This window comes from Viridibacillus sp. NPDC093762 (genome assembly GCF_050279675.1).
In the GTDB taxonomy this organism is placed as follows: Bacteria; Bacillota; Bacilli; order Bacillales_A; family Planococcaceae; genus Viridibacillus.
Window position 1 is genome coordinate 472,015 of the sequence record NZ_JBNNUK010000001.1, and the last position, 14,241, is coordinate 486,255.

16 protein-coding genes and 1 pseudogene are annotated in these 14,241 nt (G+C 36.4%); 15 read left to right on the forward strand and 2 right to left on the reverse strand.

Annotated features, from left to right (window positions below):
* Positions 1-19: 19 nt before the first annotated feature.
* A complete protein-coding gene (rsmD, locus tag ACQKM9_RS02220; RefSeq protein ID WP_427732265.1) occupies positions 20-595 on the forward strand; it encodes a 16S rRNA (guanine(966)-N(2))-methyltransferase RsmD in 576 nt (191 codons plus the stop codon).
* Positions 588-1,073 carry a pantetheine-phosphate adenylyltransferase gene (coaD, locus tag ACQKM9_RS02225; RefSeq protein WP_427732267.1) on the forward strand — a complete coding sequence of 162 codons (486 nt, stop codon included), beginning with the start codon at positions 588-590 and terminating at the stop codon, positions 1,071-1,073. The genes rsmD and coaD overlap by 8 nt, the downstream gene beginning before the upstream one ends.
* A 54-nt stretch (positions 1,074-1,127) precedes the next feature.
* Here coaD and ACQKM9_RS02230 read toward each other — a convergent pair whose 3' ends face one another.
* On the reverse strand, positions 1,128-2,012 hold the full coding sequence (locus ACQKM9_RS02230; protein WP_427732269.1) for a hypothetical protein: 885 nt from the start codon (positions 2,010-2,012) through the stop codon (positions 1,128-1,130).
* Between the two features lie 139 nt (positions 2,013-2,151).
* Here ACQKM9_RS02230 and ACQKM9_RS02235 point away from each other — a divergent pair, with 139 nt between their 5' ends.
* Positions 2,152-3,207 carry a SepM family pheromone-processing serine protease gene (locus ACQKM9_RS02235; protein ID WP_427732793.1) on the forward strand — a complete coding sequence of 352 codons (1,056 nt, stop codon included), beginning with the start codon at positions 2,152-2,154 and terminating at the stop codon, positions 3,205-3,207.
* Positions 3,208-3,210: 3 nt separating this feature from the next.
* Here ACQKM9_RS02235 and ACQKM9_RS02240 read toward each other — a convergent pair whose 3' ends face one another.
* Positions 3,211-4,422 (reverse strand): nucleotidyltransferase, encoded by a 1,212-nt coding sequence (locus ACQKM9_RS02240; RefSeq protein WP_427732271.1) that lies wholly within the window; start codon positions 4,420-4,422, stop codon positions 3,211-3,213.
* Positions 4,423-4,549: 127 nt separating this feature from the next.
* On the opposite strand from ACQKM9_RS02240, the gene ACQKM9_RS02245 reads away from it, so the two are divergent.
* From ACQKM9_RS02245 to mraZ, 12 genes and pseudogenes are all read left to right on the forward strand, one after another.
* Positions 4,550-5,083, forward strand: a complete 534-nt coding sequence (locus tag ACQKM9_RS02245; protein WP_427732273.1) for a YceD family protein — start codon at positions 4,550-4,552, stop codon at positions 5,081-5,083.
* 24 nt (positions 5,084-5,107) lie between these two features.
* The gene (gene rpmF, locus ACQKM9_RS02250; RefSeq protein ID WP_038183775.1) at positions 5,108-5,281 is read left to right on the forward strand and encodes a 50S ribosomal protein L32; all 174 of its coding nucleotides are present in this window, start codon (positions 5,108-5,110) and stop codon (positions 5,279-5,281) included.
* A gap of 160 nt (positions 5,282-5,441) precedes the next feature.
* Positions 5,442-5,597: pseudogene (locus tag ACQKM9_RS02255) on the forward strand (AraC family transcriptional regulator); the annotation flags it as partial.
* A gap of 267 nt (positions 5,598-5,864) precedes the next feature.
* A complete protein-coding gene (locus tag ACQKM9_RS02260; protein ID WP_427732275.1) occupies positions 5,865-6,626 on the forward strand; it encodes an enoyl-CoA hydratase/isomerase family protein in 762 nt (253 codons plus the stop codon).
* Positions 6,627-6,669: 43 nt separating this feature from the next.
* A complete protein-coding gene (locus ACQKM9_RS02265; protein WP_427732277.1) occupies positions 6,670-7,056 on the forward strand; it encodes a transcriptional regulator in 387 nt (128 codons plus the stop codon).
* 197 nt (positions 7,057-7,253) lie between these two features.
* On the forward strand, positions 7,254-8,624 hold the full coding sequence (locus tag ACQKM9_RS02270) for an acetyl-CoA carboxylase biotin carboxylase subunit (protein WP_427732278.1): 1,371 nt from the start codon (positions 7,254-7,256) through the stop codon (positions 8,622-8,624).
* Positions 8,611-8,823, forward strand: coding sequence for an acetyl-CoA carboxylase biotin carboxyl carrier protein subunit (locus ACQKM9_RS02275; RefSeq protein ID WP_427732280.1), 213 nt, complete (start codon positions 8,611-8,613; stop codon positions 8,821-8,823). Before ACQKM9_RS02270 ends, ACQKM9_RS02275 begins: the two co-directional genes overlap by 14 nt.
* Before the next feature lie 39 nt (positions 8,824-8,862).
* Positions 8,863-10,404: an acyl-CoA carboxylase subunit beta gene (locus ACQKM9_RS02280; protein ID WP_427732282.1), complete on the forward strand. Its 1,542-nt coding sequence runs from the start codon at positions 8,863-8,865 to the stop codon at positions 10,402-10,404.
* A 71-nt stretch (positions 10,405-10,475) separates the two neighbouring features.
* A complete protein-coding gene (locus tag ACQKM9_RS02285; RefSeq protein WP_427732284.1) occupies positions 10,476-11,378 on the forward strand; it encodes a ketopantoate reductase family protein in 903 nt (300 codons plus the stop codon).
* Positions 11,375-11,770, forward strand: coding sequence for a DUF3397 family protein (locus ACQKM9_RS02290; protein WP_427732286.1), 396 nt, complete (start codon positions 11,375-11,377; stop codon positions 11,768-11,770). The genes ACQKM9_RS02285 and ACQKM9_RS02290 overlap by 4 nt, the downstream gene beginning before the upstream one ends.
* Before the next feature lie 75 nt (positions 11,771-11,845).
* Positions 11,846-13,462 (forward strand): bacillithiol biosynthesis cysteine-adding enzyme BshC, encoded by a 1,617-nt coding sequence (bshC, locus tag ACQKM9_RS02295; RefSeq protein WP_427732288.1) that lies wholly within the window; start codon positions 11,846-11,848, stop codon positions 13,460-13,462.
* Between the two features lie 329 nt (positions 13,463-13,791).
* Positions 13,792-14,223: a division/cell wall cluster transcriptional repressor MraZ gene (gene mraZ, locus ACQKM9_RS02300; RefSeq protein WP_038183816.1), complete on the forward strand. Its 432-nt coding sequence runs from the start codon at positions 13,792-13,794 to the stop codon at positions 14,221-14,223.
* Positions 14,224-14,241: the final 18 nt, after the last annotated feature.

Here is a 14,241-nt window from a genome sequence, read left to right on the forward strand (position 1 = left end):
GAGAAGGTTTGGTGAAACAATGAGAGTGATTGCTGGTGACAGAAAAGGTATGCCTTTAAAAGCGGTATCTGGCACAACCACTAGACCAACAACAGATAAAGTTAAAGAATCATTATTCAATATATTAGGTCCGTTTTTTGACGGTGGTACCGTTTTGGACTTATTTGCAGGTAGTGGTGGACTTGGTATTGAAGCCATAAGTAGAGGAATGGATAAAGGTATTTTCATTGAAAAAGATGGACGTGCCTTCCAAAATCTAAAAGAAAACATACAAAAATGTCGTTATGAAGAACAGACTGAGCTTTTTCGAAACGATGCGGTTAGAGCTATGAAAGCCCTTATAAAAAAGGGCGTGCAAGTTGACTTAATCTTTTTAGATCCACCGTATAAAAAACGAGCATATTATGATTTAGTAGAAGAAATAGTATCAAATAATGTTATCTCAAGCACAGGTACGATTGTTTGTGAACATGATCGTGATACAGATTTGCCAGGCAACTTTCTACATTTTGAAAAAATACGTGAAGAGAGTTATGGTAGCATTATTATTTCATTTTATCGTTCGGTGAAGGAAGAAGGAGAATCCATTGAATAAAATAGCTGTTGTACCAGGGACTTTTGATCCAATTACGAACGGACATTTAGACATTATTAAACGAGCCGCCGATATTTTTGATGAAGTTTATGTTGCTGTAATGAATAATTCCTCGAAAAAACCATTATTTAATGTGGATGAAAGAATGGATTTAATTACACAAGTAACGTGCGACATGCCAAATGTTAAAGTGGATTCATCCTCTGGCTTATTAATCGAGTATGCAAAAAACTGTAATGCAGATGCCATAGTACGTGGCTTACGTGCAGTTTCAGACTTTGAGTATGAAATGCAGATTACTTCGATGAACCGCTTCCTTGACGAGCAAATTGAAACATTTTTCATCATGACAAAAAATCAATACTCATTTTTAAGTTCTAGTATTGTTAAAGAAGTATCACAATATGGTGGAGATATTCATGGTTTAGTACCAGACATTGTTGAAGTTGCGTTAAAAGAAAAGTTCAACTCGAAATAAAAGTAAGGCTGTTCTATGATGTCCATCATAAAACAGCCTTTTTTGCGGTGATTTTCATAAGAAAATCACCCAGTACAGTAGAGGGAGTATAGGTATCATAATCAAGCGTAATAAAAAGTATGGAACAAGAGGGATATCAGCATCCTTTGCTAAAACGGCAACTTGCAAATGAATACTTAAACCTTGGATCGCTAAAATAGTCATGAGCCATATAGGCAAGTAAGCAGAACTTGCAAATGATTGTGTTGCAATATGTAAACTAGAAGTCATTTCTAAGACTGCATATAAAGAAACGGCTAAAACTGTAGGTAAATCGTGAAAGAAATGAAGTAATGTCGTTGCAATCACATGGCTAATTGTAGTGAAAAATATGACAGTTGTACCAACCAAAAGGACAGTAGGAATACTACCTTTCATACTTTCAATTAAAGGAAATGAAGCGCGTTTTATTTCCTTTTTCATAGATGTTGTTTCAGCAGGACGTTTAGAAAATAATATGAAAATACCAAGTGTCACTAAATTCACACTATGTATTAGCAGTAACATTTGCCAACCAATTGAGGCATTTTCAAGTAATTCATAACCAACAAAGCCAATCATAAAGAGTGGACTAGGGGCATGACAAATAGCAAGTAGAAACTTACTTTCTCGCAGGGTTAATTGCTGTTCCTTTGTCATAAAAGCGATTGTCGCTGCACCAGTTGGAAATCCTCCTAACGCACTTATGCCATAAGCTTTTAAGTAAAGAGCAGTCTTAGATGAATTACTATTGCCCTGATTTGTCAGGCGTAGTAACCATTGGGTCAATATTAAATAGGGCAATAAATAGGGGAAGAGTGCGTTCATAAATAATTTGATGCCGACATCTGCCCCTTCATGAGCAATACCTGGTTGCAAGAGTAATAAAGCAATAAGTATCCAACAAATAATGATGTTCATACGAGAAACGAGAATTAGCTCCACCCATTCTTATCTTTTTGTAAGTCGAATTCACAAATGCTAAAATTATTTTTAAAAAAATCGAACAAACCTTCTAATGTTTCGTCATATACATAGCTTAAGAGTTTGTTAATTGGAGGTGCATGTCTTGAATATCAAGAAATTTATAGGTTTTATAGTCATTGCTGCAATTGCGGTTTTAGGTTTTGTCTATCCATTACCTTATTATATTATGCAGCCAGGTGGAGCTTATGAGCTTTCACAATTTGTAGAAGTAGAAAATGCAAAATCAGACAGCGAAGGAACAATGAGTCTCATGACTGTATCGATGTCTAAAGCAACGCCTTTTACTTATGCTGGTGCTAAGTTAAGTAGTCGAAAAGAATTGCTTCCAGAAACGCAAGTAAGAAGTCCTCATGAGAATGAGAACGAATATAATTTACGTCAATTAAAACTTATGACGGATTCACAATTTAACGCCAAATATGTTGCTTTCAAAAAGGCAAATAAAGAATATGAGATTAAGTATAACGGCGTTTATGTTGTGTATGTTTTAGAAGACGGTGCTAGTGACGGTATTTTAAAACCTGGTGACGAAGTGATTGGAATAGATGGAAAAAAAATTATTCGTCAAACAGAATTGATCGACTACTTAGCAGAAAAAAAATCTGGTGATAAAGTAAAACTTACTATCATTCGAGATGAAAAAGAGCAAACAAGAACCGTTACTTTAAAAGAAATACCTGGGACAAAAGGAAAAGTTGGTATTGGTATTACTTTCACAGAAAATAAATCCATTACAACTAATCCGAATGTGAAAATCGAAGCAGATGAAATTGGTGGTCCTTCTGCAGGGTTAATGTTCACATTAGAAATCATTGATCAATTAACGGAAGGCGATCTAACAAAAGGATATAATGTAGCAGGCACAGGTGAAATGTTAGAATCAGGTGAAGTTGGCCGAATTGGTGGTATTGATAAGAAAATAATTGCTGCAGATGACGGTGGTATCGAAATTTTCTTTGCTCCAGACGATACAATAACGGATGAAGTTAAAAAAATAAATCCAGGAATTAAAACAAATTATGAAATAGCTGTTGAAACCGCAAAAAAAATAGACACGAAAATGAAAATCGTGCCTGTAAAAACAGTAGATGATGCATTAAATTATTTAAATGACTTAAAACAAAAATGATTTTTATACACGAATGGGCGGGGTTTTATAATCCAAGCCCATTCTTTTTGTATTTGTAGGTCCGCTAAGAGCAAGCATGTACAAATCGGTGGCATGAATATCTTGCATTAACATTGCATCGTCAGAGCTCGCTACACGGCTAATAATAGGTAATGTAAAATTCTTTTTCTTCGATGACAAATATCTTTGACCATTTTCAGTCATACCTAACAAGCGAATATATGAAGGCTGCTTAAAGGTTTTTAAACGTTCCCAAGTAAAGCCGGTAAAAATATGTGTTAACATACGTTGTATACGTGTCCATGTGTAGCGTTTTGATTTAACTTTTTGCATAAACGACACAAAAGATTCACTTTCTTTTGCAGCGCGTAATAGCAAATATTCAATACCTTCCGTAACTTCTGCGAAACTTGCTAGTTCTAGTGGTGTATGACGAATGATTGTAAAGCGTAAAAGTGGCCAGAAAGCCTCCCAACTTCCAAAAGTGATATCTGAATGATGCCATTCTTCTAATCCTTTAAAAGACGCCTGAGGCATGTATGAGGCGATTCTATCAATCGAACCCTCTTCAAAAACTGCCTGTCTAATTCCAGTAGCACTAGCAATCGTAGAATCGACTTCAATAGCATCATGATAACCAGCTTTAATACGTTGGATTGTTACAGCTTTTATATTCGAATGAATTTTATTTGCTGCTTCAATATAATGAAAACCTAAAATATTATTTGGTTTTGATAAATCTACGAATGACAGTTCATTTGTTGGGATAAGCTGTTTATATGCCATATTTAACGCTTGAGGATAGCTTATACCTGTTTGAATAGAATCCCTTATAATTTGCTGTAAAGTATCGTTATGCTCTTGTAACAGGCTATAACTGTTTAAAAACGGTGTTATATTACCTTCTTCACTACCAAATGAAAAATAGTCACAGCACATAGCGTCTAATATGCTTATACCACCTTTAGCAAAATCGGATGCTTGAGCGGTTGCGTACACATAAGGTAATTCGACAACAAGATCTGCACCTGAAGCAAGAGCCATCTTAGTTCTCGTCCATTTATCGACAAAAGATGGTTCACCTCTTTGTAAAAAATGACCACTCATCACGGCAATGACAATATCTGCATTTGTCTCTTTACGTGATTGTCTGATATGATGGAGGTGGCCGTTATGAAAAGGATTGTATTCTACAATTACACCGGTTGCTATCAAATCTTCACCCCATTTACACTCTATATCCGTAATTATACGGAGAGTTTGTAGTAGTGACAAGAAAATATCTTGACATCTATAATTTAGCATTATATAATCAACTTTGTTGTCTTGAGGTGATAAACGTATGAAATGGGCAATCCCACAATTATCTAAATATCGCCAAAACGGGATGCCGATTGACGAATTAGTTCAATTGGATGATGTGATGAAACGTAACCCGGACATCCGTCAGATTACACCTGTTCATGTAAAAGGGCACTGCACATTTGGTGCATCCCAAATCACTTGTCATTTTCAATTGACAGGCACGCTAACACTTCCTTGTGCACGAACATGGGAAGACGTTGAGTTTTCATTTGACATTGAGTCCGACGAAATATTCAGTTGGTCAGAAACTGCTAATGAAACAGACTATGATAACCTTCACATTGTTGAAGGTGAAGTAGTAAATGTTGACCCTGTGTTAGAAGAACTAATTTTATTAGAAATTCCGATGCAAGTGTATAAAGAAGATGCGACAATTCCGACACCTAAGAATAACTCTGATTGGAGTTTTTCAACGGAGGACGAGTTAGCCTATCGAAAACAGAATGACACAAAAAAAATAGATCCAAGACTTGCTGATTTAGCAAAGTATTTTGATCAAACAGACGAATAACCGATCTGTAAGGAGGTGCCATCGATGGCTGTACCATTTAGAAGAACTTCTAAAACTGCGAAACGTAAACGTCGCACACATTTCAAACTAGCTCTACCAGGTATGGTTGCTTGCCCAAACTGTGGTGAAAGTAAATTGGCTCACCACGTATGTAAAGCATGCGGTCAATACAAAGGTAAAGAAGTTGTGAGCAAATAATTCAGTATTTGTTCTGGAAAAGACTACTAGAGAGACCATGGCTCTCTAGTGGTCTTTTTTTATTTGTTTTTTATGCTGAAGGTTCTCTTTGAACCGCGACAAGCACCGATTTTAAATAATATTAAATATTACATATATAATTGTTTAATCTTATCTTTCTTATTCAGACCTGGCATTCCTTCCGCAAGCTTCTGAAACCTCTGATGAAATTAAAAAAGTGTGTAAATTTTTGGAGGGAAATTACACTAAAACGATTACGCTAAATGATTTAAGTGAACTGACAGGATGGAGCAAATATCACTTGTTAAGATCTTTCAAAAATCTACTGGTGTAATGTTGACAGGGTTTGGAGTAAAAACGGTTATTTAAAATTCTTTTATGTTAGTCAGGTGGAATTAGCATCTCTTTTATGCACTGATAAAGAAATGTCATAGAAATACAAACGCTTAAAAGATTCAAACTCAATCTTTAAATGTTATGGAATTATTGACCTGGACTTGTGGGTCACATTGCATCAACCAATTAAAACAGGTATGATGATATTATTTCTATTTTCTAATTATTCTAAAAGGAGTAGAGTTAAATGGCGTATCATTTTCAAGAACAAGATGGAGTATTAACATTTACTATTGATCGTCCAGAACGACGTAATGCCATAAATGATGAAGTGATGGAAGGTTTTAAAGAAGTAATTACATATGTACATGATCATGATACCGTACGTTTTTTAGTCATCACTGGAGCAGGGGGTCGCGCATTTTGCTCCGGAGGGGATTTAGCAGAGTTTCATTCATTAACAACAGAAAAGCAAGCTTTTGGAATGCTAAGTAAAATGGCCAAAATTCTTTATGATCTGGCAACATTACCAGTCCCGACTATTGCCCTAGTTAATGGTGCTGCTGTTGGTGGAGGTTGTGAAATTGCGACAGCTTGTGATTTTCGTTTAGTAGCTTCTGAAGCAAAATGTGGTTTCATTCAAGGGACTTTAGCGATTACTTCTGGCTGGGGTGGAGGAACATATTTATTTGAACGTGGATTACGCCATGATCGTGCCTTGAAAATGTTAGTGGATGCTAAAGTATATCCAGCTGAACTTTTACATGAAATCGGTTGGGCTATGCGTGTATTTGAAGGTGGTAAAGAAGAAGCTCTTGAGAAGTTTATAGAGGACATGCGTAAAGTCCATCCTTCAGTTCATAAAGCTTATAAAGAAATGGAGCTGCGCAAATGGCGAGAAATGGGGCTATTTGATCGTGTTATGGAGGAAGTTCAAACTTGCTCAAAATTGTGGGAAAGTGATGCACATCACGAAGCTGTAAATCGTTTTCTATCAAAATCAAAATAACTTCTAAAATTGAAAAACTCGCATATAGTAATAAAAATGCGAGGTGATTGAGATAGAAGTTAAAAAAAGAAAAGATCAATGGTTAGCTGTAGATGATACACGTTTGGTGGAAATTATATTAATGGCAGTTCGTGAAGGGCGATCACAGCTTGCGGGTTTTGAAGAAGCAGCTGAAGAGTTAGGCCGTACAAAGCAAGCTTGTGGCTTTCGATGGAATAAAACATTAAGAGCACAATATGAAGCGGAATTGGAAGATGCTAAAACAAGGCCAAAGCAAATGATGCGTTCACATCTAAAACAAGCGCTTATGAGCTTTGATCAACTATCTGAAGCTTATCAAACATTGAAAAAATCTCATGAAACATTAAAGCATGAGCATGATGAGTTAGTAAAGTGGCTCGAACATGGTTTAGAGAAGGTTAGACAATAAAAATGCAGTTAAATATTTCGTATGGAAGATCATTCTAAATCTATTTTGGAATGATCTTTTTATTGTGAATAAAATAACAAAGAAGAAAAAATACTCAATAATAAGTAAAATTTGCTAGTTAATAGTTGAAATCGCTTTCTTATTTCGTTTAGACTAATAAAGAAAGGGAGAAACGGTTCAAGCAAAGGGGGATGAATATGCGCAAAGTTCTAATTGCCAATCGTGGGGAGATTGCGAGAAGAATTATCTCTACATGCCACAAGCTAGGTATTGAAACAGTTGCTATCTATTCAGATGCAGATCAAGATTTACCTTTCGTAAAAGAAGCGACAAATGCTGTTCGTATAGGTGGAAATCAGGTTGTACAGTCTTATTTGAAGGCTGATGATATTATTCAACTTGCCATTGAGCATCAGGTAAGTGATATTCATCCAGGTTACGGGTTGCTATCAGAAAACGCGGATTTTGCTAGAAAAGTAGAGGCTGCTGGTATTCGCTGGATTGGTCCAAATGCAGATGTAATCGAGCAAATGGGGGATAAAATTCAAGCGCGCCAAACAATGAAAAGTGCCGGTGTTCCAGTTGTACCAGGTTCAGAAGAAGGTCTAACTTCATTAGAAGAGGCATTGCAGTTCGCTAGTCTAATTGGATACCCTGTAATGCTGAAGGCATCAGCTGGCGGAGGTGGTATTGGTATGGTGTGCTGTGAAGATGAGCAAGCGCTCAGTCAAAGCTTTGAAAATGTAAAAAAACGTGCACAATTGTATTTTAATAATGACCTCGTTTTTATCGAGAAGTATATTCCTAATGCGCGTCATATCGAAGTGCAAATTTTCGGCGATGATGCTGGGAATATCGTTCATTTATTTGAAAGAAACTGCTCGATTCAACGACGTCACCAAAAAATTATTGAAGAATCACCATCACCTCATTTTCCACAAGTGGAGCGTGCGAAATTATTGCAAGCCGCTGTAGATGCTGCAAAAGCTGTTCGTTATACCAATGCTGGAACAGTAGAATTTATAGTGGATGCTGAAAATCACTTTTATTTTCTAGAGATGAACACACGCTTACAGGTCGAGCATCCAGTCACGGAGGCTATTACGGGAATTGATCTTGTTGAGTGGCAATTGCAAGTAGCAGAAGGCAAGACATTACCTGTAAAAGACCAAACAGCTATAAAGTGTACTGGTCATGCAATTGAATATCGTATTTACGCAGAGGATCCAGAGAGGTTTTTGCCATCACCGGGTAAGTTGCAAGTATTGATGTTCCCACAAAAAGATAATTGTCGTATTGATAGTGGTTACGTTGAAGGGAATAGTGTATCACCGTTTTATGATCCGCTTATTGCGAAACTTATCGTGTTTGGGGAAACAAGAGAGCGAGCATTAGCCAATTCTGAAGCGGTTATAGGGGACATAGATATACAAGGGGTAAAATCAAATCTATTATTATTTGATCGATTATTGCAAGAAGAAATGTTCCAATTAGGGGTTTATCATACAAGTTCGTTAACAGAATGGTTAACCAATCACAAGGGGGATAAGATTTATGAGAGAAATTAAAGCATCGATGGCAGGTACGGTATTTCGTGTAGAGGTAAAAGAAGGAGACGCAGTAACTGCTGGACAAACTGTCATCGTATTAGAGTCAATGAAAATGGAAATTCCAGTAGATGCTGAATTGTCAGGCTCAGTTGCTGAAGTGAAGGTACACGAAGGGGACTTCGTTAACGAGGATGATGTACTAGTCGTCTTAGGTTAATGTAGATGTAAGTGTCGAACACAAAGGGGAGGCCATAAAATGACTGAACAAACAGTATATAACGAACGTCTTGCTGATAAACTTGAAGGGATTTTTGCGGGTGGACATCCGAAATATCATGAAAAACTAAAAGAAACAAATAAATTGTTCGTACGAGATCGTTTAACGCTTCTTTTTGACGATGGAGAATATGAAGAGGATGGACGTTTTGCAAATTGTGAAGCAGGTGATTTACCTGCAGATGGCGTGGTCACTGCTATGGGGAAAGTGAATGGCCAAACAGTTTGTGTCATGGCGAATGATTCAACTATTAAAGCGGGTTCATGGGGTTCTCGTACTGTAGAGAAAATTATCCGTATCCAAGAAATAGCTGAAAAAAATCAAGTACCTATGATTTATTTAGTAGATTCAGCAGGAGCACGTATTACAGATCAATTGGAAATGTTTCCTGGGCGTCGCGGTGCAGGACGTATTTTCCATAATCAAGTGAGAATGTCAGGGATGATTCCACAAATTTGTTTATTATTTGGTCCTTCTGCTGCGGGTGGAGCATACATACCGGCGTTTTGTGATATCGTTGTTATGGTAGAAGGTAATGCTTCCATGTACTTAGGTTCACCACGTATGGCTGAGAAGGTTATTGGTGAAAAGGTGTCGCTTGAGGAGATGGGTGGAGCACGTATGCATTGTACTGTTAGTGGGTGCGGAGATCTACTTGTTTCAACTGAGGAGGAAGCTATTTCCGAAGCACGTCGATATTTAACTTATTTTCCAGCAAATTTCGCTGATAAGCCAGCAGTTGTTGATGGAAAACAACCAAAACAAGGTCGCAAATTAGAAGAAATAATCCCTGAAAATCAAAATGCACCTTTTAATATGTATGAAGCGATTGATCAGTTAATAGATGAGGGAAGTTTTTTTGAAATAAAAAAACTTTTTGCACAGGAATTGATTACGGGTTTAGCGCGAATGGATGGTCAAGCGGTGGGAATTATTGCAAACCAACCGAAGGCAAAGGGCGGAGTATTATTTGTTGACTCAGCAGATAAGGCGGCTAAATTCATTAATTTATGTGATGCATTTTCAATTCCATTATTGTTCTTAGCTGATGTGCCAGGCTTCATGATTGGTACAAAAGTAGAGCGTGCTGGTATTATTCGCCACGGTGCGAAGTTAATTTCAGCAATGAGTTCGGCAACAGTACCTAAAATTTCAGTAGTGGTGCGTAAAGCTTACGGAGCAGGACTATATGCAATGTGCGGTCCTGCATTTGAACCTGATGTCTGTATTGCTCTTCCAACTGCGCAAATTGCCGTAATGGGTCCAGAGGCGGCAGTTAATGCTGTTTATTCAAATAAAATTGAAGCTATTAAAGATCCGAAAGAACGAATGCAGTTTGTTAAAGAAAAACATGATGAATATAAAAAGGAAATCGATATATATAAAATGGCATCCGAAATGATTGTCGATGAAATCGTTGCGCCAAGTGATTTAAGATCGGTCATTACGAAACGTTTGGCTTATTATGATTCAAAACAAATCTTACTGCCATATCGAAAACATCCGGTTTATCCTGTATAATAAGTGTTGCTATTGAGGTCTGCCTGTCTAAGGTGGACCTCAGTCTATTTTTATTTAAAGGAGATATCGATATGCAAATTGTTGTTGTAGGTGGAGGAGCGGTTGGATTGCTGCTAGCATCCTTGCTACAAAAAGATCACACCCAGATGAATATTCTTGTTCACCGAGAAACTCAAGCAAGTGAACTTAATGACAAAGGTCTACAGCAAATCGATGTCTTGCAACAGTCGCACCATACATATATTAAAGCTTCACATGACTTTAAAGTATTTCCGACAGATGCAATATGGATAATTGCCGTAAAATATCATCATCTATCAAGTTTACAATCTCTATTTAATTCGTTACCAGAAAGCACGCCTTTACTTTTTATTCAAAATGGTTTGAAGCATATTCAATTTGCACAGAACTTGCAACAGAAGCAAATTGCTTTTGGATCAGTAGAGTTTGGAGCTGAGAAGCTATCGAATTCATGCGTTGCACACAGAGGGATTGGCGAGATGAAAATAGCCGTAGAAAGAGGAAATGGACAACCGTTCAAAAAGGTTTTTCAACTCTTAGATTCTAAACTACCGATTGAATGGAGAGAAAATGCAGAACAAATGTTAATCCGAAAATCTCTATTAAATTGTCTTATTAATTCTTTAACGACTATACTAAATGTTAAAAACGGTTCTCTTATTACGAATGAGCATAGTTTAATATTATTAGAGCAATTATATAAAGAACTCATGGAAGCCTTCCCGGAACTACAGGATCAACTTCTATTTGAGGATGTACTTGCTGTATGTACAAATACAGCAACGAATACATCTTCTATGCTTACAGATCGATTAAATGGAAGGTTAATGGAAGTAGATACGATTGTTGGTGGAATATTAGAGATAGCGCAAAATCGTGGTCACGAAATGCCTACATTAAAGACTCTTTATATGATATTAATGGCAGCGCAACAAGGCGGTGTAAAGAGATGATATATATATTGTCGGTTTTTTTGCATTTCGTTATACTTTGCCCAGTCATCTTATTTCTCGTTATTTATTCACTATTTAGAAAATTATCTAAGAAGCGAGTAAAAGTATTTGGTAGGGCAGCAGATTTGACGACTTTTATACTGTTTTTTTCTGTTCCAGAATCTGTGGATTTTTTATGGGGATATGATATCGGGTTTATAACTTTTATCGTTGCAATAATAATTGCGATTGTTTTTACGATAATTGAATGGCGCTCGACAAAAGAAATTGAAATACTACCGTTATTCAGGAAAATTTGGCGCTTTTTATTTTTAGCATTAACCATTACTTATGTGGTTATTTGGATTATTATAATAGTTCAAAGAATCATTTTATATGTGACGATTACGTGAGCGTATTTTTTCAATCCAACCGATTTAAATGCTATACTCGAATGTAGTTAACAATATAGAGGAGTTTATACTAATATGAAACTGGAACAAATAGATGTACCGGTAACGAATCAATTATTGGAAGATTATCGTAATCAAAAATCAACAATCTCGTCGTTTTTTCATTATACAAATGAAGATGTATCTTTCGAAAAACGTTTAGAAGAACTAAAAAATCATCCAATTCGTCGAGCTGAACTCGTAAAAGTTATCCGTGAATTTATGGAACCGCTAGAGAAATCGGTAAAAGTGGAACAACATTTACAAGAATTAGAAAACAATGCAGTAGTTGTAGTTGGTGGACAACAAGCGGGCTTATTAACAGGGCCGTTATATTCCATTCATAAAGCAATTTCTGTTTTACTATTAGCTAAAGAACAGCGTGCAAAATTAGATATTCCAGTCGTTCCTGTGTTTTGGATTGCTGGCGAAGACCATGATATTGATGAAATTAATCATACATTTACATTATTAAATGGTCGTTTGCAAAAACATATTCATCCTGACCGTTCAAAGAAGAAGACGATGGCTTCAACAACAACATTAGATATTGGAGATACACGTAAATTTATAAAAAACGTCTTCCAACAATACGGCGAAACTGCATATACAGAAGATTTGTTGGCGAAAATCGATACATTTTTAGTAAAGAGTCATACATATACTGACTTTTTCGCTCAATTAATGCACTGGTTCTTTAAAGAAGAAGGATTACTTCTATTAGATGCAGCCGATCCGAAACTTCGTACTTATGAAGCACCGTATTTCGAGAGATTAGTGAATCACTCTGAAGAGATTGCAGCTGTTGTTTCATACCGAGAGGCGCTTTTGGCCGACAATGGTTATGGTACCCCGATTGGTGCAACAAAAGAAAATGCCAATCTTTTTTACGTCAAGGAAGGCGAGCGCTTCTTATTAGAGCGTAAAGATGGCAAGTTTATCAATAACGTAGCAAATGTCCAATTTACGAAAGAAGAACTGTTGCAACTCGCAACAGAACAACCTGCTTGTTTAAGCAACAATGTTGTAACAAGACCGCTTATGCAGGATATGGTCTTGCCTGTACTTGCATTTGTTGGTGGACCGGGAGAGCTTGCATATTGGTCTACATTAAAAGACGCTTTCGAGTTGCTTGATATGAAGGTGCCGGTTTTTGTTCCGCGTATGAATATGACACTTGTTAATCGCCAAGTGGGACACTTAATAGAAGCTCATGATTTAACTATTACTGAAGTATTAAGTGGTAAAGTGGCCCAAATGCATCAGACATTTGTAAATGAAGTATATGATGACGCTGCAAAAGAGACTATTGAAAAAACAAAAGCGTTGTTACAGCAGCAATATGTGGAATTGCAAAAGCATTTGCATAACAATAACGTACACCTAGATAAACTAGTCATAAAAAATCTAGATATTCATGAAAATCAATTAGACTTCTTATTGAAGAAAATAGAATCAGAAGTATTGCTTCAGCATGATGTTACTATTCGTAAATTTACCGAGATGGAAGGCCACCTGATTCCGGAAGGTAATTTGATGGAACGTATATTTAATCCATTCCAATATATGAATGAGTATGGTATGACTTTAATTGATGATATTGTACATTTGCCACTAGAAGTTAGTGAATTGCATCAAGTAATATATATATAATTTGGAATAATGCGGATTAAAAAGTGACTATTTTATAAAATATTATATATTTAATATCACCCTAATTTCAGGGTGAAAAAAGCTATCTCAATTGAGATAGCTTTTTTTTATTAAAAATATCATATAAACACTACTTTATGGCATTAAATTAATAAAATAATAATAAGAAGTATGAAGTTTTTTAAACAAAAAGGGAAAAATTAGTAGAAATACTGTTGTTGATAAGGACGATTTACGCATTTTAATGTAAATGCCCTTATTTTTCAATGAATTAGTGGTGGAATGTGGGGCGATGTGGTACATTAATTTCATATAGTGGGGTGAGTAATATGTTCATGGGAGAGTATCAACATAGTATTGATGCAAAGGGCCGATTGATTATACCTGCTAAGTTCCGTGAACACCTTACGGAAGGCTTTGTCATCACTCGAGGATTGGATAATTGTTTATTCGGGTATCCTATTTTGGAGTGGCGTAAGCTGGAAGAAAAACTGAAGCAATTACCTGTTACTAAGAAAGATGCCCGAGCTTTTACGCGTTTCTTCTTTTCAGGTGCTACAGAGGTGGAAGTGGACAAGCAAGGCCGTATTAATATCCCAAGTAACTTATTAACACACGCTAATGTTCAAAAGGATTGTGTAGTACTCGGCGTTTCTAATCGTATTGAAATTTGGTCCAAAGAGTCTTGGCAAAATTATTTTGCTGAATCTGAGGAATCCTTCAATGACATTGCTGAGAATATGATTGATTTTGATATATAACCAATTTAGAGGAGGGAC

Bases quoted from the DNA above. Each gene is read 5' to 3' on its own strand.
- ACQKM9_RS02285 (WP_427732284.1), top strand. From the start codon at position 10,476: ATGCAAATTGTTGTTGTAGGTGGAGGAGCGGTTGGATTGCTGCTAGCA.
- ACQKM9_RS02280 (WP_427732282.1), top strand. From the start codon at position 8,863: ATGACTGAACAAACAGTATATAACGAACGTCTTGCTGATAAACTTGAA.
- mraZ (WP_038183816.1), top strand. From the start codon at position 13,792: ATGTTCATGGGAGAGTATCAACATAGTATTGATGCAAAGGGCCGATTG.
- ACQKM9_RS02245 (WP_427732273.1), top strand. From the start codon at position 4,550: ATGAAATGGGCAATCCCACAATTATCTAAATATCGCCAAAACGGGATG.
- ACQKM9_RS02230 (WP_427732269.1), bottom strand. From the start codon at position 2,012: ATGAACATCATTATTTGTTGGATACTTATTGCTTTATTACTCTTGCAA.
- bshC (WP_427732288.1), top strand. From the start codon at position 11,846: ATGAAACTGGAACAAATAGATGTACCGGTAACGAATCAATTATTGGAA.
- ACQKM9_RS02260 (WP_427732275.1), top strand. From the start codon at position 5,865: ATGGCGTATCATTTTCAAGAACAAGATGGAGTATTAACATTTACTATT.
- ACQKM9_RS02275 (WP_427732280.1), top strand. From the start codon at position 8,611: ATGAGAGAAATTAAAGCATCGATGGCAGGTACGGTATTTCGTGTAGAG.
- rpmF (WP_038183775.1), top strand. From the start codon at position 5,108: ATGGCTGTACCATTTAGAAGAACTTCTAAAACTGCGAAACGTAAACGT.
- rsmD (WP_427732265.1), top strand. From the start codon at position 20: ATGAGAGTGATTGCTGGTGACAGAAAAGGTATGCCTTTAAAAGCGGTA.
- ACQKM9_RS02270 (WP_427732278.1), top strand. From the start codon at position 7,254: ATGCGCAAAGTTCTAATTGCCAATCGTGGGGAGATTGCGAGAAGAATT.
- ACQKM9_RS02290 (WP_427732286.1), top strand. From the start codon at position 11,375: ATGATATATATATTGTCGGTTTTTTTGCATTTCGTTATACTTTGCCCA.